This window comes from Aeromonas sp. sia0103 (assembly GCF_963895295.1).
In the GTDB taxonomy this organism is placed as follows: domain Bacteria; phylum Pseudomonadota; class Gammaproteobacteria; order Enterobacterales; family Aeromonadaceae; genus Aeromonas; species Aeromonas encheleia.
Window position 1 is genome coordinate 132,796 of sequence record NZ_CAWQKG010000033.1, and the last position, 23,264, is coordinate 156,059.

21 protein-coding genes are annotated in these 23,264 nt (G+C 60.0%); 8 read left to right on the forward strand and 13 right to left on the reverse strand.

Annotation, left to right across the window (positions count from 1 at the left end):
* Positions 1-2: 2 nt before the first annotated feature.
* The 6 genes from pheT to thrS all read right to left on the reverse strand — a co-directional run bounded on the left by pheT (position 3) and on the right by thrS (position 6,837).
* Positions 3-2,390: a phenylalanine--tRNA ligase subunit beta gene (gene pheT, locus AACW18_RS11905; protein WP_218388761.1), complete on the reverse strand. Its 2,388-nt coding sequence runs from the start codon at positions 2,388-2,390 to the stop codon at positions 3-5.
* Between the two features lie 12 nt (positions 2,391-2,402).
* Positions 2,403-3,386, reverse strand: coding sequence for a phenylalanine--tRNA ligase subunit alpha (gene pheS, locus AACW18_RS11910; RefSeq protein WP_005315542.1), 984 nt, complete (start codon positions 3,384-3,386; stop codon positions 2,403-2,405).
* A 313-nt stretch (positions 3,387-3,699) separates the two neighbouring features.
* Positions 3,700-4,056, reverse strand: a complete 357-nt coding sequence (gene rplT, locus AACW18_RS11915) for a 50S ribosomal protein L20 (RefSeq protein ID WP_005300683.1) — start codon at positions 4,054-4,056, stop codon at positions 3,700-3,702.
* Between the two features lie 14 nt (positions 4,057-4,070).
* Complete coding sequence (gene rpmI / locus AACW18_RS11920) at positions 4,071-4,268, reverse strand: 50S ribosomal protein L35 (protein WP_005315535.1); 198 nt, start codon at positions 4,266-4,268, stop codon at positions 4,071-4,073.
* A gap of 88 nt (positions 4,269-4,356) precedes the next feature.
* Positions 4,357-4,905, reverse strand: a complete 549-nt coding sequence (infC, locus tag AACW18_RS11925; RefSeq protein WP_084228267.1) for a translation initiation factor IF-3 — start codon at positions 4,903-4,905, stop codon at positions 4,357-4,359.
* Positions 4,906-4,908: 3 nt separating this feature from the next.
* Positions 4,909-6,837: a threonine--tRNA ligase gene (gene thrS, locus AACW18_RS11930; RefSeq protein WP_218388762.1), complete on the reverse strand. Its 1,929-nt coding sequence runs from the start codon at positions 6,835-6,837 to the stop codon at positions 4,909-4,911.
* A 386-nt stretch (positions 6,838-7,223) separates the two neighbouring features.
* On the opposite strand from thrS, the gene AACW18_RS11935 reads away from it, so the two are divergent.
* Positions 7,224-7,436, forward strand: a complete 213-nt coding sequence (locus AACW18_RS11935) for a hypothetical protein (RefSeq protein WP_042652215.1) — start codon at positions 7,224-7,226, stop codon at positions 7,434-7,436.
* A 9-nt stretch (positions 7,437-7,445) separates the two neighbouring features.
* On the opposite strand, the gene AACW18_RS11940 is transcribed toward AACW18_RS11935, so the two are convergent.
* Positions 7,446-8,054: a tetratricopeptide repeat protein gene (locus AACW18_RS11940; protein WP_218388763.1), complete on the reverse strand. Its 609-nt coding sequence runs from the start codon at positions 8,052-8,054 to the stop codon at positions 7,446-7,448.
* A 174-nt stretch (positions 8,055-8,228) separates the two neighbouring features.
* On the opposite strand from AACW18_RS11940, the gene AACW18_RS11945 reads away from it, so the two are divergent.
* Positions 8,229-9,281 carry a PA0069 family radical SAM protein gene (locus AACW18_RS11945; RefSeq protein WP_218388764.1) on the forward strand — a complete coding sequence of 351 codons (1,053 nt, stop codon included), beginning with the start codon at positions 8,229-8,231 and terminating at the stop codon, positions 9,279-9,281.
* A 13-nt stretch (positions 9,282-9,294) separates the two neighbouring features.
* Here the strand turns inward: AACW18_RS11945 and AACW18_RS11950 are convergent, their stop codons facing one another.
* Positions 9,295-9,471, reverse strand: coding sequence for a hypothetical protein (locus tag AACW18_RS11950; RefSeq protein ID WP_218388765.1), 177 nt, complete (start codon positions 9,469-9,471; stop codon positions 9,295-9,297).
* 295 nt (positions 9,472-9,766) lie between these two features.
* On the reverse strand, positions 9,767-12,550 hold the full coding sequence (gyrA, locus tag AACW18_RS11955; RefSeq protein ID WP_218291339.1) for a DNA topoisomerase (ATP-hydrolyzing) subunit A: 2,784 nt from the start codon (positions 12,548-12,550) through the stop codon (positions 9,767-9,769).
* Positions 12,551-12,737: 187 nt separating this feature from the next.
* Between gyrA and ubiG the strand changes: the two genes are divergently transcribed.
* The 5 genes from ubiG (at position 12,738) to yfaE (ending at position 18,448) form a co-directional block, all read left to right on the forward strand.
* Positions 12,738-13,454: a bifunctional 2-polyprenyl-6-hydroxyphenol methylase/3-demethylubiquinol 3-O-methyltransferase UbiG gene (gene ubiG, locus AACW18_RS11960; protein ID WP_218291338.1), complete on the forward strand. Its 717-nt coding sequence runs from the start codon at positions 12,738-12,740 to the stop codon at positions 13,452-13,454.
* Complete coding sequence (locus AACW18_RS11965; protein ID WP_218388766.1) at positions 13,454-14,137, forward strand: HAD family hydrolase; 684 nt, start codon at positions 13,454-13,456, stop codon at positions 14,135-14,137. Before ubiG ends, AACW18_RS11965 begins: the two co-directional genes overlap by 1 nt.
* Positions 14,138-14,681: 544 nt before the next feature.
* On the forward strand, positions 14,682-16,946 hold the full coding sequence (gene nrdA / locus AACW18_RS11970; protein ID WP_218388767.1) for a class 1a ribonucleoside-diphosphate reductase subunit alpha: 2,265 nt from the start codon (positions 14,682-14,684) through the stop codon (positions 16,944-16,946).
* Positions 16,947-17,012: 66 nt separating this feature from the next.
* Positions 17,013-18,146, forward strand: coding sequence for a class Ia ribonucleoside-diphosphate reductase subunit beta (nrdB, locus tag AACW18_RS11975; RefSeq protein ID WP_042652222.1), 1,134 nt, complete (start codon positions 17,013-17,015; stop codon positions 18,144-18,146).
* Positions 18,143-18,448, forward strand: coding sequence for a class I ribonucleotide reductase maintenance protein YfaE (yfaE, locus tag AACW18_RS11980; RefSeq protein ID WP_218388768.1), 306 nt, complete (start codon positions 18,143-18,145; stop codon positions 18,446-18,448). The genes nrdB and yfaE overlap by 4 nt, the downstream gene beginning before the upstream one ends.
* A gap of 123 nt (positions 18,449-18,571) precedes the next feature.
* Here yfaE and mltA read toward each other — a convergent pair whose 3' ends face one another.
* A complete protein-coding gene (gene mltA / locus AACW18_RS11985) occupies positions 18,572-19,723 on the reverse strand; it encodes a murein transglycosylase A (protein ID WP_042652224.1) in 1,152 nt (383 codons plus the stop codon).
* Between the two features lie 381 nt (positions 19,724-20,104).
* On the opposite strand from mltA, the gene AACW18_RS11990 reads away from it, so the two are divergent.
* Positions 20,105-20,356 (forward strand): DUF1289 domain-containing protein, encoded by a 252-nt coding sequence (locus tag AACW18_RS11990; RefSeq protein WP_218388769.1) that lies wholly within the window; start codon positions 20,105-20,107, stop codon positions 20,354-20,356.
* Between the two features lie 17 nt (positions 20,357-20,373).
* On the opposite strand, the gene AACW18_RS11995 is transcribed toward AACW18_RS11990, so the two are convergent.
* From AACW18_RS11995 to AACW18_RS12005, 3 genes are all read right to left on the reverse strand, one after another.
* Positions 20,374-21,537 (reverse strand): AGE family epimerase/isomerase, encoded by a 1,164-nt coding sequence (locus AACW18_RS11995; protein ID WP_218388770.1) that lies wholly within the window; start codon positions 21,535-21,537, stop codon positions 20,374-20,376.
* 75 nt (positions 21,538-21,612) lie between these two features.
* A complete protein-coding gene (locus AACW18_RS12000; RefSeq protein WP_218388771.1) occupies positions 21,613-22,461 on the reverse strand; it encodes a PTS system mannose/fructose/sorbose family transporter subunit IID in 849 nt (282 codons plus the stop codon).
* Entirely contained in the window at positions 22,461-23,264 is an 804-nt protein-coding gene (locus tag AACW18_RS12005) for a PTS mannose/fructose/sorbose/N-acetylgalactosamine transporter subunit IIC (RefSeq protein WP_218388772.1), read from the reverse strand. The genes AACW18_RS12000 and AACW18_RS12005 overlap by 1 nt, the downstream gene beginning before the upstream one ends.

A 23,264-nucleotide genomic window follows, 5' to 3' on the forward strand; every position in this document is an offset into this window, starting at 1 on the left:
GATCAATCCCTCAAGGATGCATTCAACTCTTCACCGAGGGCCCGCACGACATTGTCTACGGTCTCGGCAATCTCTTTCTCCTCCAGGGTGCGCTGGTTGTCTTGTAAAACTAGACTGATGGCCAGGCTCTTCTTGTCCTCTGCCATACCAGCACCCTGGTATACGTCAAACAAGTTTATTCCAACTAACTGATTTCCGCCAACTTTTTTAATTACTGCGAGCACATCACCGGCCAGAACCTGGTGGTCAACCACCACGGCGATGTCGCGACGGTTGGCCGGGAAGCGGGAAACTTCGGCCGCAACCGGCACCTTGGCGGGGATCAGCTTGTTCAACTCCAGCTCGAACATGATGGCACGGGTCTTGAGACCCAGCTTCTTCTCGAGGCTCGGGTGGATCACGCCGATGTGGCCGATGACGGCGCCATTGCGCAGGATGGCCGCGCTCTGGCCCGGGTGCAGGGCGCTGTGCTCGGTACGCTCGAAGCTGAAGCTGGCCCCTTCGGCGGTGAGATCCAGCACGGCTTCCAGATCCCCTTTCAAATCAAAGAAGTCGGCGCCACGGCTCTTGATGTCCCAGTGCTCGTCGCTCTGGTTGCCGGTGATGATGCCGGCCAGCATGGGCTCCTGACGGATGCCATTTTCGGCGCTCTCGTCCTTGATGAAGCGCAGACCCTGCTCGAACAGACGCACGCGGCCCTGCTGGCGGTTCTGGTTGTAGACCACCGCCTGCACCAGACCCGGGAACAGGGAGACGCGCATGGCGGACATCTCGACCGAGATCGGGTTCGGCAGCACTATGGCATCGCTCTGCGGGAACAGGGTCTGCTGGGCCTTGGGATCCACGAAGCTGTAGGTGATGGCTTCCTGGAAACCGCGGTCAACCAGCAGGTCACGCACCCGTTTGAGGGTCACTTGGCCCTCTGCCTGCTCCACCATGGCCAGGGAGGCGGCCGGTTTCAGGTTCGGGATGTTGTTGTAGCCGTAGATGCGGGCCACTTCCTCGATGAGGTCTTCCTCGATGGCGATGTCGAAACGCCAGGAGGGAGCCAGGGCGGTCCAGCCGTCGGCCTTGATGGTCACCTGCATGCCGAGGCGAGTCAGGATCTCGACCACCTGAGCATCGGCCACGCTGATGCCGATCACCTTGTCGAGCTTGGCACGACGCAGCTTGATGGGGGTCGCCTTGGGCAGATGGGCATCGGATTTGACCTCGATGACCGGACCCGCTTCACCGCCGCAGACATCCAGCAGCAGCCGGGTGGCTCTGTCCATCACCTTGGCTTGCAGCTCGGGATCGACCCCGCGCTCGAAGCGGTGGGACGAGTCGGTGTGCAGGCCATAGGCACGGGCACGACCGGTGATGGAGAGCGGTGCGAAGAAGGCGCACTCCAGCAGGATATCGGTGGTGGTCTCGGACACACCGGTGCGATCGCCGCCGAAGATGCCGGCCATGCAGGCAGGGCCTTGTGTATCGGCAATCACCAGGGTGTTGTCTTTGAGCTTCACCTCGGTACCGTCGAGCAGGGTCATGGGCTCATCAGCCTTGGCCCGGCGCACCACCAGCTCCCCTTCCAGCTTGGCCAGATCGAAGGCGTGCATCGGCTGACCGTATTCCAGCAGCAGGAAGTTGGTGATGTCGACGATGGCGTCGATGGAGCGAATGCCGCCACGGCGCAGCTTCTCTTGCATCCAGAGCGGGCTCTGGGCACGCAGGTTCAGCCCCTTGATGACGCGGCCCAGATAACGGGGGCAATCGGCTGGCGCTTCAACCCGGATCGGGAAGGTGGCATCGATTGTGGCAGCAGCCGGCGTCCAGCTCGGCTCGACCACATCCACGCTGTTGAGCACGCCAATCTCGCGGGCCAGACCTGCGATACCGAGGCAATCGGCACGGTTCGGGGTCAGATCCACGTCGATGGCGACGTCATTGAGGTTGAGGTAGTCGCGAATGTCGGTGCCGACGGGGGCGTCCAACGGCAGCTCGATGATGCCGTCCGCTTCCACGTCGATCCCCAGCTCGCTGAAGGAGCAGAGCATGCCGTGGGAAGGCTGGCCACGCAGCTTGGCCTTCTTGATGGTGAAATCACCCGGCAGGGTCGCTCCTACCTTGGCCACGCAGACCTTCAGGCCGGTGCGGCAGTTCGGCGCGCCGCAGACGATGTCCAGCAGCTCGGCCTCGCCCACGTTGACCTTGGTCACCCGCAGCTTGTCGGCGTCCGGATGCTGGCCACACTCGACCACCTCACCCACGACCACGTTGTTGAACTGGCCGGCCACCGCTTCCACGGCGTCCACTTCCAGGCCGGCCATGGTGATCTGCTCGGCCAGTGCGTTGTCACTCAACTCGGTGCGGACCCACTCCATCACCCAGGATTTACTGAATTTCATGTTCTCTCGCCCTTACTTGAACTGCTTGAGGAAGCGCAGATCGTTTTCGAAGAAGGCACGCAGGTCATTGACCCCGTAGCGCAGCATGGTCAGGCGCTCAACGCCCATGCCGAAGGCAAAACCGGAGTATTTTTCCGGATCGATGCCGACCGAACGCAGCACGTTCGGGTGCACCATGCCGCAGCCCAGCACTTCCAGCCACTTGCCGTTCTTGCCCATCACGTCCACTTCGGCACTGGGCTCGGTGAACGGGAAATAGGAAGGACGGAAACGGATGGTGAGATCTTCCTCGAAGTAGTTGCGCAGGAAGTCGTGCAGTATCCCCTTCAGCTCGGTGAAGCTGGCGTGCTCATCCACCAGCAGGCCTTCGACCTGATGGAACATGGGGGTGTGGGTCATGTCGTAGTCGTTACGATAGACGCGGCCCGGCGCTATGATGCGGATCGGCGGCTGCTGATGTTCCATGGTGCGGATCTGCACGCCCGAGGTGTGGGTGCGCAGCATCAGATCGGGATTGAAGTAGAAGGTGTCGTGATCGGTACGCGCCGGGTGGTGAGCCGGGATGTTCAGCGCATCGAAGTTGTGGAAACCGTCTTCGATCTCGGGACCGCGCTCGACCTTGAACCCCATCTCGCCAAACAGGCGCTCGATGCGTTCGATGGTGCGGGTCACCGGGTGCAGGCCACCGTTCTCGATGCGACGGCCCGGCAGGCTGACGTCGATGGTCTCGGCGGCCAGCTTCTGATTCAGCTCTTGCTCAACCAAGGCATCGCGGCGCGCGTTCAGGGCATCCTGAACCTGCTGCTTGGCCTGGTTGATCACGGCGCCCGCGGCGGGACGCTCTTCGGCGGACAAGGCGCCCAATGTCTTCATCTGCTCGGTAAAAAAGCCTTTTTTACCCAGATATTTGACCCGGATCTCGTCGAGGGTCGCAACGTCATTGACGCCCTCAATTTCGGCCTTGGCCTGGCCGACTACTTCTTCAAGCTGTTGCATGTCTTCCTCGTCACCACTCCCGGAACAGGAGCCTGTTAGGCTAAATAAGGGTAAGAGGGGAATAATACAAAAAAAGCCCCTTGGCTGACCATAGTTATGGTGGCCTTTTATCCCTAGAAATCATTTTGTTATAGGGGAAGGGTGCCAGTCTGTCCCCTCTTTCGCCACATAGGGAGTGATATGTCACACGTTTGTTGGCATAGATGATGGTTCATCCGGGGAAAGGAGCGGTGGATTTGGTTGTCGGGGGAGGATTTCGGGGCAACAAAAAAGGAGGCCTAGGCCTCCTTTTATCTTTCATAACAGAACCGGATTAAACCAGAGCTGCTTTGGCCTTTTCAACCAGGGCGGTGAAAGCCAGCTTGTCATGAACGGCGATATCGGACAGGATCTTGCGATCGATCTCGATAGAAGCCTTCTTCAGACCGTTGATCAGACGGCTGTAGGACAGACCGTTCTGACGGGCTGCAGCGTTGATACGCGCAATCCACAACTGACGGAACTGACGCTTTTTCTGGCGACGGTCACGGTAGGCATACTGACCAGCTTTGGTTACCGCTTGTACCGCTACGCGGTAGACACGGGAACGGGCGCCGTAGTAACCCTTGGCGGCTTTCATTACTTTCTTGTGACGAGCGCGAGCAGTCACACCACGTTTAACTCTTGGCATTTTTCACATCCCCCTTATGCGTACGGCAGACAAGCGACAACACGTTTGTGGTCGGCAGCAGAAACCATGAACTTCGGCCCCAGCTTGCGCTTACGCTTGCTGCTCTTCTTGGTCAGGATGTGACGCAGGTGGTTGTGCTTACACTTGAAGCGACCTGAGCCAGTCTTCTTGAAGCGCTTTGCAGCACCCCGGTTGGTTTTCATCTTCGGCATTTCATCATACTCCGCATTGTGAGTGACAACAAAATCGCAAGGCGAACCGACTCATGGGGCGAACCCATGAGTCAATTTCTTGTGGGCCTTAAGATTTCTTCTTAGGTGCGAGGACCATCACAGCTTGACGGCCTTCGACTTTCGGGAACGACTCGACTACGGCCAACTCTTCCAGATCGGTCTTGACTCGCTCCAGAACCTTGATACCAAGATCCTGGTGGGCCATTTCACGACCACGGAAGCGCAGGGTGACCTTCGCCTTGTCCCCGTCTTCTAGAAAGCGAACCAGGTTGCGTAGTTTTACCTGATAGTCGCCTTCGTCAGTGCCAGGACGGAATTTGATTTCCTTGACCTGGACAACTTTCTGCTTTTTCTTCTGTTCTTTGGTGGTTTTGCTCTTTTCGTAGAGGAATTTGCCGTAATCCATGATCCGGCAAACGGGCGGCTCAGCGTTAGGACTGATCTCGACCAGATCCACTCCGGCCTCAAGGGCCAAGTTCAGAGCATCTTGAATGGTGGTGACGCCAATGGCCTCACCATCCAAACCGGTCAGACGAACTTCTTTCAGACGGATCTCTTCATTGATCCGGTGAGCGCGGGCTTGCGGTTGCTTGCCCAGTTTTTTTCCGCCTTTTATAGCTTATTCCTCCACTTTCTTTTGTCCGCGGGTCTGAACTTCCTGGGTCAACAGAGCGATTAGCTCTTCAACAGGATAAGTGCCCAGGTCAGCCCCTTTACGAGTTCGCACTGCAATCTTGCCGGCTTCAACTTCTTTATCGCCGCAGACCAACATGAAAGGAACTCGTTTCAAAGTATGCTCGCGGATTTTAAAGCCAATCTTCTCATTTCTCAAGTCCGCTTTTGCGCGAAGACCCGCATCATTCAATGCCTTGGCCACTTTCACTGCATAATCGGCCTGATTATCCGTGATATTCATCACCACGGCTTGAGTCGGTGCCAACCAGGTTGGGAACAGTCCCGCGTACTCTTCGGTCAGAATACCGATGAAGCGCTCGATGGAACCCAGGATGGCGCGGTGGATCATGACGGGCACGTGGCGCTCGTTATCTTCCCCCACATAAGTGGCACCCAGACGACCCGGCAAGGCAAAGTCGAGCTGCACGGTACCACACTGCCACGCACGATCAAGGCAATCATGCAGGGTGAATTCGATCTTGGGGCCGTAGAAGGCGCCCTCACCCGGCTGCAGATCGTACTTCAGACCGTTCAGCACCAGCGCCTCGGCCAAGGCCGCCTCGGCACGATCCCAGGCCTCGTCGGAGCCGATACGCTGCTCGGGACGGGTGGAGAGCTTGACCACGATGTTCTCGAAGCCAAAGGTGCCGTAGACGTCATAGACCATACGGATACAGGCGGACACCTCTTCCATGATCTGCTCTTCGGTACAGAAGATGTGGGCGTCATCCTGAGTGAAACCCCGTACCCGCATCAAGCCGTGCAGGGAGCCTGACGGCTCGTTGCGATGGCAGGAGCCAAACTCGGCCATGCGCAGCGGCAGATCGCGATAGGACTTGAGGCCCTGATTGAAGATCTGGACGTGACCCGGACAGTTCATCGGCTTGATGGCGTACTCGCGGTTCTCGGACTGGGTGGTGAACATGCCCTGGGCATACTTATCCCAGTGGCCGGAGCGCTCCCACAGTACGCGATCCATCATGGCGGGGCCTTTCACCTCCTGATAGTCATACTCACGCAGCTTGGTACGCATGAAGGTTTCCAGCTCACGGAAGATGGTCCAGCCATCGTTGTGCCAGAACACCATGCCGGGTGCTTCTTCCTGCATGTGATACAGGTCGAGCTGCTTGCCGATCTTGCGGTGGTCACGCTTGGCGGCCTCTTCGAGGCGCTGCAGATAAGCCTTGAGCTGCTTCTTGTCGGCCCAGGCGGTACCGTAGATGCGCTGCAACATTTTGTTGTTGGAGTCGCCACGCCAGTAGGCGCCGGACATCTTCTGCAGCTTGAAATGGTGGCAGTGACGCATGTTCGGCACGTGGGGGCCGCGACACATGTCGACGTACTCTTCGTGATGATACAGACCGGGCTGGTCATCACGGGCAATGTTCTGATCCAGGATCTCGACCTTGTAGGTCTCGCCGCGGGCCTCGAACACGTCGCGCGCCTCCTGCCAGGAGACCTTCTTCTTGATGACGTCGTAATCCTTGGCGGCCAGCGCCAGCATGCGCTCTTCCAGGGCAGCCAGATCTTCGTCGGTCAGGGTACGATCGAGATCGATGTCATAGTAGAAACCGTTATCGATGACGGGACCTATGGCCATCTTGGTCTGGGGCCAGAGTTGCTTGATGGCATGACCCAGCAGGTGAGCACAGGAGTGGCGCAGGATGTCCAGACCTTCTTCGTCTTTGGCGGTGATGATGGCCAGGGAGGCATCGGCGTCGATCAGCTCGCAGGCATCCACCAGTTCACCGTTTACCCGACCGGCAATGCATGCCTTGGCGAGACCGGGACCTATGTCCGCGGCGACGTCCATGACAGAAACGGCGTGGGCAAATTGACGTTGGCTGCCGTCAGGCAGAGTAATGATTGGCATTATGTATTTCCTTGACAGTGGTGACCCCTACCAAAGGCCACGTGTGAATTGAAAATGTCCTTCAAAATCAAGCCGCTCACTTTGATGTTTCACCGTTCACAATACGGTTGGTACACACAGTGGCACACAATTTATTTGTTGTGTGATGCTATCAATCGACAGGTACAGCGGAGGATTGTATCAGACGTGACAACTCAGACAAGTTGCCACGACGATTTTGCATACAGCGACGGGGCGGGTTATCGGATGGCGTGAGCGGGTGCGTGGGCCCATCCCTACTCAGGGCTGGCTCCTTATTATGCAAATGGTTATTGCCGCCGAGCGTCCCATTGGCCCCCTCCCTGTGCTAGGTTTCCAGATAGGAGCCCGTCTGAGAGGAGATAAAGATGTACACCTATGACATTTCGTTTCCGGAGCACGCGGAGAAGATTATCCATCCGGATCACCTACTGACGACGCACTGCCCCGTTCATCTAGGGGAGCTGGTGATCCTGAGCGATGGCAGCAAGCGCGAGGTCTGCAGCATAGTGCACAGCGCCGATCGCAGCACCCTCTACGTCACCGACGTCACCCCGGGCAAGGTCAGCGCCAGTGCCTGAAGGTGCAGACTAGCTTGGCGTGCTGGCCAGGCCTGCCTCCAGGAGTGACTGCCCGTTGAAATCGAAGTCACTGCGCCCCTCTTCCGCCAGCGCCAGCTCCTGCAGGACCCGCAGCGCCAGCTTGTTGCCTTTCTGGGATGCCTGATAGAGCCACTGCTTGGCCTCGGCCATGTTGACCCGGCCGTTGGCCCCCATCAGATGGAGCACCCCCAGCTTGAGCATGGCGGGCACATCGCCGTTGTGGGCCGCCAGCTCCATCCAGTGAAACGCCGTGCGCAAGTCCCGCGGCACCCCCACCCCGCGCAGGTAGAGCTCCGCCAACCGGTACTGGCCGAAGGCATCCCCCGCCTGCGCCGACTGGCGATAGAGGCTGACGGCCTGCGCCAGATCCTGCTCGCTCCCCTGCCCCACCTCGTGGCTCCAGCCCATCAGCGCCAGCGCCCTGGGCTGACCCTGATCGGCCAGCGGCTGCCAGATCCTGGTCGCCTCCTCGAAGTGGCCGACGCGCCAGGCACGGTTGGCTGTCGCCAGATCCTGCTCGGTGGAGAGCGGGATCAGACGCCAGATGACCAGGCCGATCACTCCGATAAACAGCCAGCGAGACGTTGTGGGTTTCATGATGATTTCCGTGATCCAGTTCTCATTTTGTCTATGTAAACGAAATGTAGCGACGGGATCAAGCAGGAGATCTCTCTGTGATGTCATTTAGAGGGTGGCTTGCTGGCGGAACTTGAAATTTGGCGTGCGCCCGAGCAGAATAACTGTACATATAAACAGTATTGGTCGGCGGCTATGGCAGGACGAGGCAGTACCCACAACATCGATCACCGCTTCAGCGGCCCGCAGATCGAGGTCGTCGACGATGGCTGGCAATACAAGGCCGCACCTGAGTTTGAGGTCTCAGCGCCCCAGACTGAGGTGCGCGAGATCCAGGCCAAGAGCATCATCAGCCACAATCTCTCGCCGGATGTTCCCTTTGGCCGCTCCATCAACCCCTATCAGGGCTGCGAGCACGGCTGCATCTATTGCTATGCCAGACCGAGCCACGCCTATCTGGAGCTCTCCCCCGGCCTCGACTTCGAGACCAAGCTGTTCGCCAAGATCAATGCCGCCGAGCTGTTGCGGCGGGAGTTTGCCAGGCCCAGCTATCAGCCACAGACCATAGTGCTGGGGGCCAATACCGATCCCTACCAGCCCATCGAACACCATTACCGGCTCACTCGCGCCCTGTTGGAGGTGATGCTGGCCCACCGCCATCCGGTGGGGATCATCACCAAGAGCGCCATGATATTGCGGGATCTCGATCTGCTGGCCGAACTGGCCAGGGAGGGGCTGTGTCAGGTGATGGTGTCGGTGACCACCCTCAACGAGACGCTGAGGCGGCAGCTGGAGCCCCGCGCCAGCACCGGGGCCGGGCGACTCAAGGTGATCGAGAAACTGGCCCAGGCGGGGGTGCCGGTCGGCGTGTTGGCGGCTCCCATGATCCCGCGCCTCAACGAGCCCGAGCTGGAGCAGATCATCAGGAGCGCGACCGAGGCGGGTGCCGGCTGTGCCGACTACATACTGCTGCGGCTGCCCCATGAGCTGACGACCCTGTTCAGCGGCTGGCTGAGCGAGCATCATCCGGGTCAGAAGGAGGCCATCCTGAACCAGCTGCGGGCCAGCCGTGACGGCAGCCTCAACAGCCCGGCCTTCGGCACCCGCATGCGGGGCCAAGGCCAGTTTGCGGATCTGCTCGCCCAGCGCTTTCGGCTCATCAGCAAACGGATGGGGCTCGGCAAGCGTCACGTTCAACTGAACCTGGATCGCTTCATACGCCCCAACGAGCAGTTACGCCTGTTCTGACGTCAGGCGGCCATCAACCCCTCGGTCGTGACGGATAGGAGCGCACCTGCTTGCCCTGTGCGATCAGCTCGGCGGGCAGGCGCGATGGCTCATAAGCGACTTCCTCCTCCTGCTCATCCTGTGACGATGCCTTGGCATCCTCTCCCCACATCCGGCTCCACCAGATCTCCCACATGATCCAACTCGTCATAAGCTGTTCCTCCTGGATGATATCGGCACACTCCGGGCTTGGGTATGATCGTGCCCTTACCCCTTGATGAACAGCCGCAGTCTGTCCCGGTGGGATGACAGCCAGATGACGCAGGGATGAAGGATTGAGTATGAGAATGAGGTGGCGCCCAAGCTTGGGCAGAGCGACGCCCTCACGCCGATGTGGCTCGGAAGAATTCGGGTGGATCGCCACGGCGGGAGCGAACGGCAACCAAGGCAGGACAAACAAAAAGAGCGACCCAAGGGTCGCTCTTTTTTATCGATGCGGGTAGCGATTATTCGTCGCCAGCCACACCCTCTTCGCTGGAGCCTGCGTCGGCAGCGCCGGCGTCTGGCGCAGTATCTGCACCTTCAACCTGCTCACCGTCGATGGCAACTACGTCGTTCTCTTCCTCGTCGCTCTCGGCGATGCGCTGCAGGCCGACCACTGTCTCGTCTTCACCGGTACGGATCAGACGGACACCGCCGGTATTACGGCCGATGATGCTCACCTCGGCGACCCGGGTACGCACCAGGGTACCGCCGTTGGTGATCAGCATGATCTGGTCGGTATCCTCGACCTGGATCGCATCGATCACCTTGCCATTGCGATCATCCACCTTGATGGAGATGACGCCCTGGGTACCACGACTCTTGGTCGGGTACTCGGTCAACGCGGTCCGCTTGCCGTAACCGTTCTCGGTGGCGGTCAGGATGGCGCCCTCGCCACGGGGGACGATGAGGGAGACCACCTTGTTGCCATTGGGCAGACGGATGCCACGGACACCGGAGGCGGTACGACCCATGGGACGCACGCCCTTGAAGGTGCCCTTGCTCTCGGTGTTCTCGGCGCCTTCAACGCCGTCGCTGCCTTCGTCGTCGTTGCCGGCGTCAATGACGCTGTCGTCATCCGCGTCGGCATCATCGCTGACGTCCGCATCGGCGCGGCCGCTGCCTTCAGCGAAGCGAACCACCTTGCCGGCATCGGAGAACAGCATGATCTCGTTGCTACCGTCGGTGATGTCCACCCCGATCAGCTCATCGCCCTCTTTGAGGTTGATGGCACGAATACCGGAGGAGAGCGGACGGCTGAACGCAGACAGGCTGGTCTTCTTCACGGTACCGTCGGCGGTGGCGAAGAAGACGTACTTGTCGTCGGCATATTCCTTGACCGGCAGGATGGCGGTGATGCGCTCACCCTCTTCCAGCGGCAGCAGGTTGATGATCGGACGGCCGCGGGCGCCACGGGACGCCTCCGGCAGCTGATACACCTTGAGCCAGTAGACCTTGCCACGGGTGGAGAAGCACAGGATGGTGTCGTGGGTGTTGGCCACCAACAGACGCTCCACGAAGTCCTCTTCCTTGATCCGGGTGGCCGACTTGCCACGACCACCGCGGCGCTGGGCCTCGTAGTCGGTCAGCGGCTGATACTTCACATAGCCCTGGTGAGACAGGGTGACCACCACGTCTTCCGGGGTGATCAGATCTTCGATGTTGATCTCGGCGCTGGAAGCGTTGATCTCGGTGCGACGCTCGTCACCGTACTGATCGCGCACGGCCAGCAGCTCATCGCGGATCACTTCCATCAGCCGTTCCGGGCTTGCCAGGATGAACAGCAGCTCGGCGATCAGATCCAGCAGAGATTGGTACTCTTCCAGGATCTTCTCGTGCTCGAGGCCGGTCAGCTTGTGCAGACGCAGATCCAGGATGGCCTGGGCCTGCTGCTCGGTCAGGAAGTATTGACCCTCACGGATGCCGAACTCCGGCTCCAGCCACTCGGGACGGGCCGCGTCGTCGCCTGCTTTTTCCAGCATGCCGGCGACGTTGCCAAGCTCCCAGCCACGGGCAATCAGCTTGGCCTTGGCATCGGCCGGGGTATCGGAGTGACGGATCAGCTCGATGATGGGGTCGATGTTGGCCAGGGCGACCGCCAGACCTTCCAGGATGTGGGCCCGATCCCGCGCCTTGCGCAGTTCGAACACGGTCCGGCGGGTCACTACCTCACGGCGGTGCAGCAGGAAGGCATCCAGGATCTCTTTAAGGTTCATCACCTTGGGCTGGTTGTTATCGAGCGCCACCATGTTGATGCCGAACGTGGTCTGCATCTGGGTGTGCTTGTAGAGATTGTTCAGCACAATCTCGCCGGACTCGCCGCGCTTGATCTCGATAACGATGCGCATGCCGTCTTTATCAGACTCATCGCGCAGGGCGCTGATGCCCTCGACTTTCTTCTCTTTGACCAGCTCGGCGATCTTCTCGATCAACCGCGCCTTGTTCACCTGATAAGGCAGCTCGTGAACGATGATGGTCTCGCGACTCGTCTTCTCGTCCACTTCCACTTCGGCCTTGGCACGCACATAGACGGAGCCACGACCGGTACGGTACGCCTGCACTATGCCGGCGCGGCCGTTGATGATGGCGCCGGTGGGGAAATCCGGGCCGCTGATGTAGGTCATCAACTCATCGATGGTGAGATCGCCATTGTCGATCAGCGCCAGACAGCCGTTGACTATCTCGGTGAGGTTGTGAGGCGGAATGTTGGTCGCCATGCCCACCGCGATACCGGAGGAACCGTTGATCAACAGGGTGGGTATCTTGGTGGGCATGACCGCCGGGATCATCTCGGTGCCGTCGTAGTTCGGCACCCAGTCCACGGTCTCTTTGTCCAGATCGGCCAGCAGCTCGTGGGAGATGCGGGCCATCCGCACTTCGGTGTAACGCATGGCCGCGGCGTTGTCGCCGTCGACCGAGCCGAAGTTGCCCTGACCATCGACCAGCATGTAACGCATGGAGAAGTCCTGCGCCATCCGGACAATGGTGTCATACACGGCACTGTCGCCGTGGGGGTGATATTTACCGATTACGTCACCGACCACACGGGCCGATTTCTTATAGGGCTTGTTCCAGTCGTTCCCCAACTCGTTCATAGCAAACAGAACGCGGCGGTGAACCGGTTTCAAGCCATCACGCACATCCGGCAGAGCTCGTCCTACGATCACGCTCATGGCGTAATCAAGATAGGAACTCTTGAGCTCTTCTTCGATGTTGACCGGCGTGATCTCTCTGGCCAGATCGCTCATAGAAAGCCTTAATCCCTAATTAGTTGTTCTTTGGCTTAAACAGCGCGACATAGTAACACAGGACGCGAAATACCTTAAGCCGGAAATCGGGCTGGTCTGACAAAGTCCGTCCGTTATAATGCCCGCCAGGACAATAGATTGCGCGCCTGTCACGCTAGTTGCGCGCCCTGCCACAGGATCCACGAAAATGAATAGTGATGCCAATGTCGATCTGACCGAAATCGCCAAATTTGAAGCCATTGCCTCCCGCTGGTGGGACATGGAGGGCGAGTTCAAGCCACTGCATCAAATCAACCCGGTGCGCCTTGACTGGATCACCGACAAGAGCGACGGCCTGTTCGGTAAACAGGTACTCGATATCGGCTGCGGTGGCGGCATCCTCTCCGAGAGCATGGCGCGCCGCGGCGCCAAGGTGACCGGCATCGACATGGGCAAGGAGCCGCTCGGCGTCGCCCGCCTCCACGCCCTCGAACAGGGGGTCGAGCTCGCATACCGCCAGATGACCGCCGAGCAGCACGCCGATGAGGCGCCCGGCCAGTATGACGTGGTCACCTGCATGGAGATGCTGGAGCACGTGCCGGATCCCGCCTCGGTGCTGCGCGCCATCGCCAGCCTGGTCAAGCCGGGTGGACGGGTGTTCGTCTCCACCATCAATCGCAACCCCAAGGCCTATCTGATGATGATCCTCGGCGCCGAACACCTGCTGAAGATGGTGCCGAAGGGTACCCATGATCACAAGAAGTTCATCACCCCCGCCGAACTCTGTCGCATGGGCGAAGCCGCGGGCCTGCTGGTGCGCGACATGAGCGGGGTGCACTACGCGCCGCTCTCCAACCGCTTCAAGCTCGGGGCCAACGTCGACGTCAACTACATGGTGGCGTTCGTGCGCCCGGAGCAAGGCTGATGAGCGCTAACCCAACCCCGCTGCGCTGCGTGCTGTTCGACCTGGACGGCACCCTGCTCGACACGGCCCCGGATCTCGGCGCCGCCGTCAATCACGTGCTGGTGAGCGAAGGCTTTGCGCCGCTCGGCGATGACATCATCCGCCAGACCACCTCCCACGGCGCCCTGGGGCTGCTCAGGGCGGGCCTTGGCGACGAACTGCTGGAGGAGCTCGGCAGCCAGCGCCTGCGCAGTGCCCTGCTCGACTACTACGCGGCCAACCTCTGTGTCGGCACCCGCCCCTACGAGGGGATGCTCGATCTCATCGAGTGGCTCGACGAGCAGCAGATGCCCTGGGGCATCGTCACCAACAAGCCGGGCTTCCTCACCGAGCCGCTGCTGGCCGCCCTGCCCGCGCTGGCCAGATGCGGGGTGACGGTCAGCGCCGACACCCTGCCGGTGCGCAAGCCCGATCCCGCCCCCATGTTCTATGCCTGTGAGCGGCTCGGGGTCGAGGCGGCGCACTGCCTCTATGTCGGCGATCATGTGCGCGACATTGAGGCGGGCCGCAATGCCGGCATGCGCACCGCGGTGGCGGGCTGGGGTTATCTGCATGACGACGAGGATCCCGCCGACTGGGGCGCGGATCTGCAGTTCGATACCGTGCAGGCGCTGCACCACTGGCTGCGCTACGAGCTGACCTAGTGCCTGCCTAGCTGCCTTTGATGGATGTCACAGGCAGCTTTCCACGAAAAAGGGTCCATTAGACCCTCAAGTCACTGGCTCGGGGCCGTCGACAGAAACAATGAGGGGAGCCGAATTAGCCCCCACTTTTTTGCCTTTGGCAACGCTGCTCCTGACGGGATCGGACACCTTTTGACCCTTGCTGCACAAGGGATAGCCAGCTGCAAATCGCTAGTAAAAACGCCCTCTTTTCGCAAGCGAAAAAAGTTATTTAAATTTTCCATCTTCGATCATCAGACTTGCATTTAGCGGATCGGACGCATGAAAACCCACTCACTGTGAGCAGTCACTAACAGAGGCGATAAGACTCACAATTTATCCACAGCTATCGGGTTATCCACACGTTGCAATACGGGGATGACCTCACTATCTTGTAGTTCGAAATCAAAATAACACTATATCTTGTGATTCATCGCGCCAAACACCCCTACTCCTGTTGCCGAAAACGGCCTGGTGAGGGCGTGGCGCGATGGTTTTTCGGGAATCAACTAAAGGTCATCAGCCAATGAACTTGTTTGTGACGAAGCGTAACGGCCACAAAGAACCCATCGATCTGGATAAAATTCACCGCGTACTGGACTGGGCCGCCGAGAAGCTCGACAACGTGTCTGTCTCTCAGGTGGAACTCAAGTCGCACATCCAGTTCTATGACGGTATCCGTACCGCCGACATCCACGAAACCGTCATCAAGGCTGCCGCCGACCTGATTTCCGAACAGAGCCCGGATTACCAGTACATGGCCGCTCGTCTGGCCATCTTCCACCTGCGCAAGAAGGCCTACGGCCAGTTCGAGCCGCCCCACCTCTACCAGCACGTCGCCAAACTGGTAGACATGGGCAAGTATGACAAGCACCTGCTGACCGACTATAGCCAGGCCGAATTCGAGGAGCTGAACGAGCACCTGGATCACTGGCGCGACATGGACTTCTCCTACGCCGCGGTCAAGCAGCTGGAAGGCAAGTACCTGGTGCAGAACCGCGTCACCGGCGAGATCTACGAGAGCCCGCAGTTCCTCTACATCCTGGTGGCCGCCTGCCTGTTCTCCAAGTATCCGAAAGAGACCCGCCTGGACTACATCAAGCGTTTCTACGATGCGGTGTCGACCTTCAAGATCTCCCTGCCGACCCCCATCATGAGCGGTGTGCGCACCCCGACCCGTCAGTTCAGCTCCTGCGTGCTGATCGAGTGCGATGACAGCCTGGATTCCATCAACGCCACCGCCAGCGCCATAGTGCGTTACGTCTCCCAGCGCGCCGGCATCGGTATCAACGCTGGCCGCATCCGCGGTCTGGGCAGCCCCATCCGTGGCGGTGAAGCCTTCCACACCGGCTGCATCCCCTTCTACAAATACTTCCAGACCGCGGTCAAGTGCTGCTCCCAAGGCGGCGTGCGCGGCGGTGCGGCTACCCTGTTCTACCCGCTGTGGCACACCGAAGTGGAAAGCCTGCTGGTCCTGAAAAACAACCGCGGCGTGGAAGAGAACCGGGTCCGTCACATGGACTACGGCGTGCAGATCAACAAGCTGATGTACCAGCGCCTGATCAAGGGCGGCGACATCACCTTGTTCTCCCCGTCCGACGCCCCCGGCCTGTATGACGCCTTCTTCGCGGATCAGGACAAGTTCGAGCAGCTCTACGTCAAGTACGAGCAAGACCCGGCCATTCGCAAGAAGACCATCAAGGCGGTGGATCTCTTCTCCCTGATGATGCAGGAGCGCGCCGGCACCGGTCGCATCTACATCCAGAACGTGGATCACTGCAACACCCACAGCCCGTTCGATCCGAGCGTCGCGCCGGTGCGTCAGTCCAACCTCTGTCTGGAGATTGCGCTGCCCACCAAGCCGCTCAACAACGTGGATGACGAAGAGGGCGAGATCGCCCTGTGCACCCTCTCTGCCTTCAACCTCGGCGCCATCGAGAAGCTGGAAGATCTGGAAGAGATGGCGGATCTGGCCGTGCGCGCCCTGGATGCCCTGCTCGACTATCAGGACTACCCGCTCAAGGCCGCCCAGAAGGGCAGCATGAACCGTCGCACCCTGGGGATAGGCGTCATCAACTACGCCTACTACCTGGCCAAGAACGGTGCCCGCTACTCCGACGGCTCAGGCCTGGCGCTGACCCACCGCACCTTCGAGGCGATCCAGTACTATCTGCTGAAGGCCTCGGTGCAACTGGCGCGCGAGTTCGGCCCTTGCCCGGCCTTTAATGAGACCACTTACGCCCAGGGGATCCTGCCCATCGATACCTATAAAAAGGATCTGGACGCCCTGTGCAACGAGCCGCTGCGCCTGGACTGGGAAAGCCTGCGTGAAGAGATCAAGACCGTGGGTCTGCGCAACTCCACCCTGACCGCCCTGATGCCGAGCGAGACTTCCAGCCAGATCTCCAACGCCACCAACGGCATAGAGCCGCCGCGCGGCCTGGTCTCGGTCAAGGCCTCCAAGGACGGCATCCTCAAGCAGGTGGTGCCCGAGTACCATCGCCTGAAAAACCAATACGAACTGCTGTGGAAGCAGCCGAGCGTCGATGGCTACCTGCAGCTGGTCGGTGTCATGCAGAAGTTCGTGGATCAGGCGATCTCCGCCAACACCAACTATGATCCCGCCCGCTTCGAAGGCAACAAGGTACCGATGAAGCAGCTGCTCAAGGATCTGCTGACCGCCTACAAATACGGCCTCAAGACCCTGTACTATCACAACACCCGTGATGGTGCGGACGATGCCCAGACCGACATGCAAGATGACTGCGCCGGTGGGGCCTGCAAGATCTGATGAACCGGGCGGGAGCGACAAGCTCCCGCCCTCCTGTTTCCTCTCATTCAAGACATTCAAATCACCATGGCCTATTCAACTTTCTGCCAAACCCAGAACGACCAGCTCAAAGAGCCGATGTTTTTTGGCCAATCGGTCAACGTGGCCCGCTACGATCAGCAGAAGCACGACATCTTCGAGCGGCTGATCGAGAAGCAACTCTCCTTCTTCTGGCGCCCGGAAGAGGTGGACGTCTCCCACGATCGCATCGACTACCAGGCCCTGCCGCCCCATGAGCAGCACATCTTCATCTCCAACCTGAAGTACCAGACCCTGCTGGATTCCATCCAGGGTCGCAGCCCGAACGTGGCGCTGCTGCCGCTGGTCTCCATCCCGGAGCTGGAGACCTGGATCGAGACCTGGGCCTTCTCCGAGACTATTCACTCTCGCTCCTACACCCACATCATCCGCAACATCGTCAACAACCCGGGTCAGGTGTTCGACGACATCATCACCAACGAGCAGATCTTGAAGCGTGCCGGCTCCATCAGCCACTACTACGACGATCTGATCGAGGCGACCGCGCTCTATCATCTGCACGGCGAAGGCACCCACAGGGTGGGCGAGCGCGAGCTGACCATCACCTTGCGTGGGTTGAAGAAGAAGCTCTACCTCTGCCTGATGAGCGTCAACGCCCTGGAGGCGATCCGCTTCTACGTCAGCTTCGCCTGCTCCTTCGCCTTCGCCGAGCGCGAGCTGATGGAAGGCAACGCCAAGATCATCAAGATGATCGCCCGCGACGAGGCCCTTCATCTCACGGGGACTCAGCATATGCTGAACCTGATGCGCAATGGCCTGGACGATCCCGAAATGGCGGAGATCGCCGCCGAGTGCGAGCAGGCCTGCTTCGACATCTTCAAGGAAGCCGCCATTCAGGAGAAGGAGTGGGCCGAGTACCTGTTCCAGGACGGCTCCATGATCGGCCTGAACAAGGACATCCTCTGCCAGTACGTGGAGTACATCACCAACCTGCGCATGGCGGCGGTCGGCCTGCAGCCAGCCTTCATTGGCGCCAAGCAAAACCCTATCCCCTGGATCAACACCTGGCTGTCGTCTGACAACGTGCAGGTGGCCCCGCAGGAGGTGGAAGTGAGCTCCTACCTGGTCGGCCAGATCGATAGCGAAGTGCACGCCGACGATCTCGGTGACTTCGAGCTGTGAGTGATACGCTGGCGCCGCAGCATGCACCGGAGCAAGCCACCTCGGCGGCGCCTCTGGTGCATACCCGCGACGGCGCCCTGCTCGCCCAGCCCGGCGAGAGCCTGTTGGAAACCCTGGAGCGCCACGGCCATCGGCTGGAGTTCCAGTGCCGCAGTGGCTATTGCGGCGCCTGCCGCACCCCGCTGCTGGCAGGCACAGTGCACTACCCCAATACGCCGCTGGCGTTTGTCTCCCAGGGCGAGTGCCTGCCCTGCTGCTGCCAACCGCTGGGGGCCATCCGGCTGGATATCCGGAAGACGTGACCCGGCGCCGATCGGCAAGATCGGCCCCTGACGCCCCATAAAAAAAGCCGCCGGATCGCTCCGGCGGCTTTTTGCTATCTCGCACACGGCTCCGCGTCGGGATGACGCGGAGCCGTCGCTCATTCAGAGCCAGGGCGCGGCAGTCGGCCCCTGGTGCAGGCCCAGCTTCCAGACCCGGCCAAAGTGCTTGTAGTGACCCGCAGCCACGCCGGCCTTCTCGCCCATGCCGTGGTAGAGATCCAGGTGCCCCTTCTTCACCGCACCGCCCACATCCAGCGCGATCAGCAGGCGCAGCTGGTGTTTGCCGGTCCAGTTGCCCGCCTTGTCGAGCAGCGGCACCTCCGCCAGGATGGGGGTGCCCATCGGCAGCAGGGTCTTGTCAGCCGCCACCGCCGCCAGCGGCAACAGCGGGATGCCGGCTGCCCCGATCACGTCGTTGGTGGGACGACGCTCGAAGAAGACATAGGAGGGGTTCTGCTCCACCAGCTCCTTGACGTTCGCCTCCGGCTGGCTGTTGGCCCACTCCTTGATGGCCTTCATGGACATCTGCGCCTTGGGCACCTCGCCCCTGTCGATCAGCACCCGGCCGATGCTCACGTAGCCATGGCCGTTCTTGCCGCTGTAACCCAGATATTGCAGCCTGTCGTCATCCCCGTAGTGGACGAAGCCGGAGCCCTGCACGTCCATCAGGAAGTTGTCGATGAGGGATTTGCTATACCCCAGCTCCAGCCCGCGGTTGGCCAGCGCCCCCTTATGGATCTGAGCCCGGCTCGGACAGCGGCCGGCACAGTTCGGCATGGCATAGATGGGATACTTGTACTGGCCATCCGGGCGATGACGCACCTCCAGCACCGGTGAGTAGTAGCCGGTGAACAGCACGTTACCCATGCGATCGGCGCCGCCCAGCTGGGCCAGGCTGATGCCGTACTGGCCGATCTGGGCCGGATTGCCGCCCTTGGCGACCCAACGGGAGAGCTGACGATAGAGCTCGCCATAACGGCGGGTCATCTTGCCGGAGCGCTCCAGCACCAGCCGGCTCTGAGGGCCGAACTTGCTGAAATCCGACGCCTGTCGGCTGTTGATGCGTTCGACCCGCACCAGATCGGCTGGCAGGGTACCGTCCAGATACTGCTTGCCCAGATTCTCCGGCACCTCGCAGTTCAGAAAGCATCTGGCTTCGGTCTTCTTCTGGGGCACCTTGGCAGGGTCAGGGTTGCCCGCACAACCGGCCAACCCGACCACAGCGGCGGTCAGCCAGTACGCGTGTTTTTTCATATGTCCTCATCTAACCGAAAAACGCTAACACCATGAAAATGGTGATGAATTCAATCAAAGGCAGCAGCGGATGCCACATCGGATCCGCCTGTTCGCCCGCACGGGCCGCGCGGCCATGGCCGCGGCGCCAATGCAGGCGGCGCTATCATACAAAAACAAAGGGCCTCTTGGCCCCTTAAATTGAAAGATCCGGTGCATTCATCGCTAGGCCCCTGCCACGGCATCTGTGGCCCTGGTGATCAGGCGAGAAGGTACACGGGTTGCAGACCTTCAGGGCCCGATCGTCATCGCCAAGCCGGGCCGCCCTCCCCTGGCCGCCGGGATTTTCCAAAGGCCGATCATCTGGGTTATAACAAGGGGACAAGATGTGAGGGGTCATGGATGGAACAGCTCGAGATCTTCCCGCTGCAGAGCCCCTGTATCGGGGTCTGTGAAGTGAACAACAAGGGCTACTGCAAGGGCTGCCTGCGCAATCGGGAGGAGCGTTTCAACTGGCTTGTCATGACCCATGCCGAGCAGCAGGAGGTGATGCGGCTGTGCCGGGGTCGCAAGGCCAGGGTCGAGGCGGCGCGGCGCAAGGCGCGGGAAGCCGCAGAGGTCGATCAGCAAGCGCAGGCCGGCTGGGATTTCTAACCGCTCCATGCACCATCCTATTCCCTGTTACCCACCCCCGCGACCCGCGCCAGCTCGCTAAACGCCACAAACAGATGATAAAAGGTGCTGGCAGGTGCATGGGAGGCCAGCGGTTTCCCCTCGCTATCCACCTGATCGAACCACTGTCCGGGCTGCGCGGGCAACAGGTAGTAGTGGAAGATACGCGCAACCACCTCATTGATCTGACAGGCGGAGCCCTCATCTCCTTGTTGCTCATAGGCCGCCAATAGCGCTTTCAAATGTTCGGTCTGGCACCAGAGCCGGCTGGTATCGCGATAGGGTTGGCCACCATCGGTCAGCTCATCGATCACCAGCCCGGTTTTCCCGTGACCGTGGCGAATGGCAAAGCGGGTCAATATCCCGAGCGCCTCGTCAATCTCGGTACTGGTTGGCCCGATTTCCCATGTGCAGGCAAGCGTCCGGTAGCGCGCCAACAGCCAGCACCACTCGTAGTGATGACCGGGATCGATTAAACGGGAATCGACATGGCGAGCCAGCAACGCGTCGTCGAAAAACTCGCGCAATAGCCCGGGTTCCAGAAAGCGCTGACGAAACAGCTGATACAGCGCGTTTGCTCGCTGCTGCCATATCACATCATCAAAGCTTTCTGCCGCGACCAGCAGCGCCTCGAACAGATGCATATGGGGATTTTGGCTGCGCAGTGGACCGGGCGGCCAACTGGAGTGAAATCCACCGTGCTGCGGGTCAGCAAAGAGTTGCTCGATGGCCTGATAGCGCGACTCAGCCTGTTGCTGCCAGCGTGGATCGCCACTCAGACGATAGAGCCAGCACTCGGCCAGCAGGGCAAACGCGTATTCATAGCTGCAAACTGACGCGTCAGCAATCGAACCATCCTGGTTAATGGAAAAAACGCCGTTCCCTGCCCCATCGTCAAAATGGCCCATACCAACCCGAGCAGATCGCTCGGCAAGGGCTCGCCCGTCATACCAACCCAGCAGGCTTGCATGGCTGAACACATAGATCTGGCGGCTCTGTACCCGAAAACGGGTCGGCTGCCATAAAGGCTGGCCAGCACAGTCCAATCCTTCGGCAAACAGCCCGCGTTCGCGGTCAAAGCCCTGCGTTCCCCAATGGGGCAGCGCCTCGGACACCAGCCAGCGGTGGCAGCGCTGCGCCGCCTTAATCACCTCGATATGCATAAACTCCCCCCTCGCAACAGCCATAAAATGGGAGAGCCAGGCCCTCCCATTGTTGAGCGAATGACCTTTACCCCATCAAAACAGCCCGATGGCGACCCCAACAAAGGCGAGCACCAGCAACCCGAGCATCGCCCTGACCGGAGAGACATTGCGCTTGGCCATCAGATACCAGGTACCCAGCACCACCAGCAGCGGCATCAGTTTGGGGAAGATGCCATCCAGCATGGTCTGAACCTGAATGTTGACCCCGTCCGAGGTGACGAAATCGAGTCCGGTTGAGAGGTTGACATAGCTTGCCGCCACTCCCCCCATCACAAAGATCCCGAGCAGGGAGAGTGCCTCGCGCAGCTTGGCCGACTCGGCACTCACCAGTGATTCCACCGAGCCAGTGCCCAGCTTGTAGCCCTTCATAAACAACATGTAGGAGCCGGTAATGGCGATGGCGTTGAAGCTGATGATGTAAAACAGCGGCCCCAGCACACTCCCCCCTGCCGCCAGCGCCATGCCGATACTCAGTAAAATGGGCACCAGCATACCGGGGATCATGGAATCACCTATGCCCGCGATGGGGCCCATCAAGCCGACCTTGAGGGTGTTGATGGTCTCACCGTCGATCTTCTCGCCATTGGCCTTCTTCTCTTCAAGCCCGACCGCCAGCCCGTTGATAATGGCGCCGATCTGGGGCTCGGTATTGTAGAAGGAGGCGTGACGCTTCATCGCCTCCATCCGCTCGGCTTTGCCGGGATAGAGCTTCTTCAGCGCCGGCATCATGCCGAGACAAAACCCGAACGATTCGAGTCGCTCGAAGCTCATTGACGAGAGGTTGTACATCATCCACGAACGCCAGCAGGCGCGCAGATCTCGTGAGGTAAGCACGACCGGCTGCTTGGCCGCCGGCTCCCCTGATTGCAGCTCTGTGTTCATCAGAATTCATCCTCGTCATCGGTAGGCACGGCACCGCGGGCGGCGACCGCTTGTCTGGGTTCGGGTTTGTAGCTGTAGTGAATGAGCGCCAGCAGGGCCCCAATCATCACCAGCCCCACCATGTTGAGCTTGAGAAAGACGATGCCGACAAAGCCGACCAGGAAGTAGATCAGCATGCTGTTCTGCTTGATGATCTGCTTGAGCAGGATGGCAATGCCGACCGCAGGCAGAATGCCGCCCACCACCGTCATGGTACGGATCACCAGCTCCGGCAGGCTGTTCATGAACCCTTCGATATACTGGTTGCCGAAATAGACGGCGATGAAGGTCGGCACGAAACGCAGCACAAAGTTGCTGGCCTGAGGGAAGATGGCGCTGTTGAGGTAAACCCCCTGTTCATCTCCCTGCTCCAGCGCCACATCGGCCCTGTGGTTCCAGTAGGAGTTGAACACCATCATGAAGTTGAAGAGGATGGTACCGGCGATGCCGATGGTGGCGGCAATCGCCACGGCAACCGAGGGCTCCTTGCCCGACATGATGCCCAGCGCTATGGCCGGAAAGGCGACGAAGTTGAGATCCGCCGGCATGGAGCCACCCGGCGTCACCATAGCGATATAGACGGCTTGCACCGCCACCCCGATCAGGATCCCAGTCTGCATATCCCCCAGAATGGCGCCGACCAGCATGCCAGATACCAGCGGGCGGGTAATGGTGTACCAGCCACCGGTCAAGCCCAGCAGCCAAGGGCTGCTGAGGGCACCGAGATAACAGAGTATCCCGATGAGTGTTGCTTCAAGAAACAT

Bases quoted from the DNA above. Each gene is read 5' to 3' on its own strand.
- AACW18_RS11945 (WP_218388764.1), top strand. From the start codon at position 8,229: ATGGCAGGACGAGGCAGTACCCACAACATCGATCACCGCTTCAGCGGC.
- thrS (WP_218388762.1), bottom strand. From the start codon at position 6,837: ATGCCAATCATTACTCTGCCTGACGGCAGCCAACGTCAATTTGCCCAC.
- rplT (WP_005300683.1), bottom strand. From the start codon at position 4,056: ATGCCAAGAGTTAAACGTGGTGTGACTGCTCGCGCTCGTCACAAGAAA.
- AACW18_RS12005 (WP_218388772.1), bottom strand. From the start codon at position 23,264: ATGTTTCTTGAAGCAACACTCATCGGGATACTCTGTTATCTCGGTGCC.
- AACW18_RS11950 (WP_218388765.1), bottom strand. From the start codon at position 9,471: ATGACGAGTTGGATCATGTGGGAGATCTGGTGGAGCCGGATGTGGGGA.
- pheS (WP_005315542.1), bottom strand. From the start codon at position 3,386: ATGCAACAGCTTGAAGAAGTAGTCGGCCAGGCCAAGGCCGAAATTGAG.
- AACW18_RS11935 (WP_042652215.1), top strand. From the start codon at position 7,224: ATGTACACCTATGACATTTCGTTTCCGGAGCACGCGGAGAAGATTATC.
- mltA (WP_042652224.1), bottom strand. From the start codon at position 19,723: ATGAAAAAACACGCGTACTGGCTGACCGCCGCTGTGGTCGGGTTGGCC.
- AACW18_RS12000 (WP_218388771.1), bottom strand. From the start codon at position 22,461: ATGAACACAGAGCTGCAATCAGGGGAGCCGGCGGCCAAGCAGCCGGTC.
- AACW18_RS11990 (WP_218388769.1), top strand. From the start codon at position 20,105: ATGGAACAGCTCGAGATCTTCCCGCTGCAGAGCCCCTGTATCGGGGTC.
- AACW18_RS11995 (WP_218388770.1), bottom strand. From the start codon at position 21,537: ATGCATATCGAGGTGATTAAGGCGGCGCAGCGCTGCCACCGCTGGCTG.
- AACW18_RS11940 (WP_218388763.1), bottom strand. From the start codon at position 8,054: ATGAAACCCACAACGTCTCGCTGGCTGTTTATCGGAGTGATCGGCCTG.
- pheT (WP_218388761.1), bottom strand. From the start codon at position 2,390: ATGAAATTCAGTAAATCCTGGGTGATGGAGTGGGTCCGCACCGAGTTG.
- gyrA (WP_218291339.1), bottom strand. From the start codon at position 12,550: ATGAGCGATCTGGCCAGAGAGATCACGCCGGTCAACATCGAAGAAGAG.
- rpmI (WP_005315535.1), bottom strand. From the start codon at position 4,268: ATGCCGAAGATGAAAACCAACCGGGGTGCTGCAAAGCGCTTCAAGAAG.
- nrdB (WP_042652222.1), top strand. From the start codon at position 17,013: ATGGCCTATTCAACTTTCTGCCAAACCCAGAACGACCAGCTCAAAGAG.
- nrdA (WP_218388767.1), top strand. From the start codon at position 14,682: ATGAACTTGTTTGTGACGAAGCGTAACGGCCACAAAGAACCCATCGAT.
- ubiG (WP_218291338.1), top strand. From the start codon at position 12,738: ATGAATAGTGATGCCAATGTCGATCTGACCGAAATCGCCAAATTTGAA.
- AACW18_RS11965 (WP_218388766.1), top strand. From the start codon at position 13,454: ATGAGCGCTAACCCAACCCCGCTGCGCTGCGTGCTGTTCGACCTGGAC.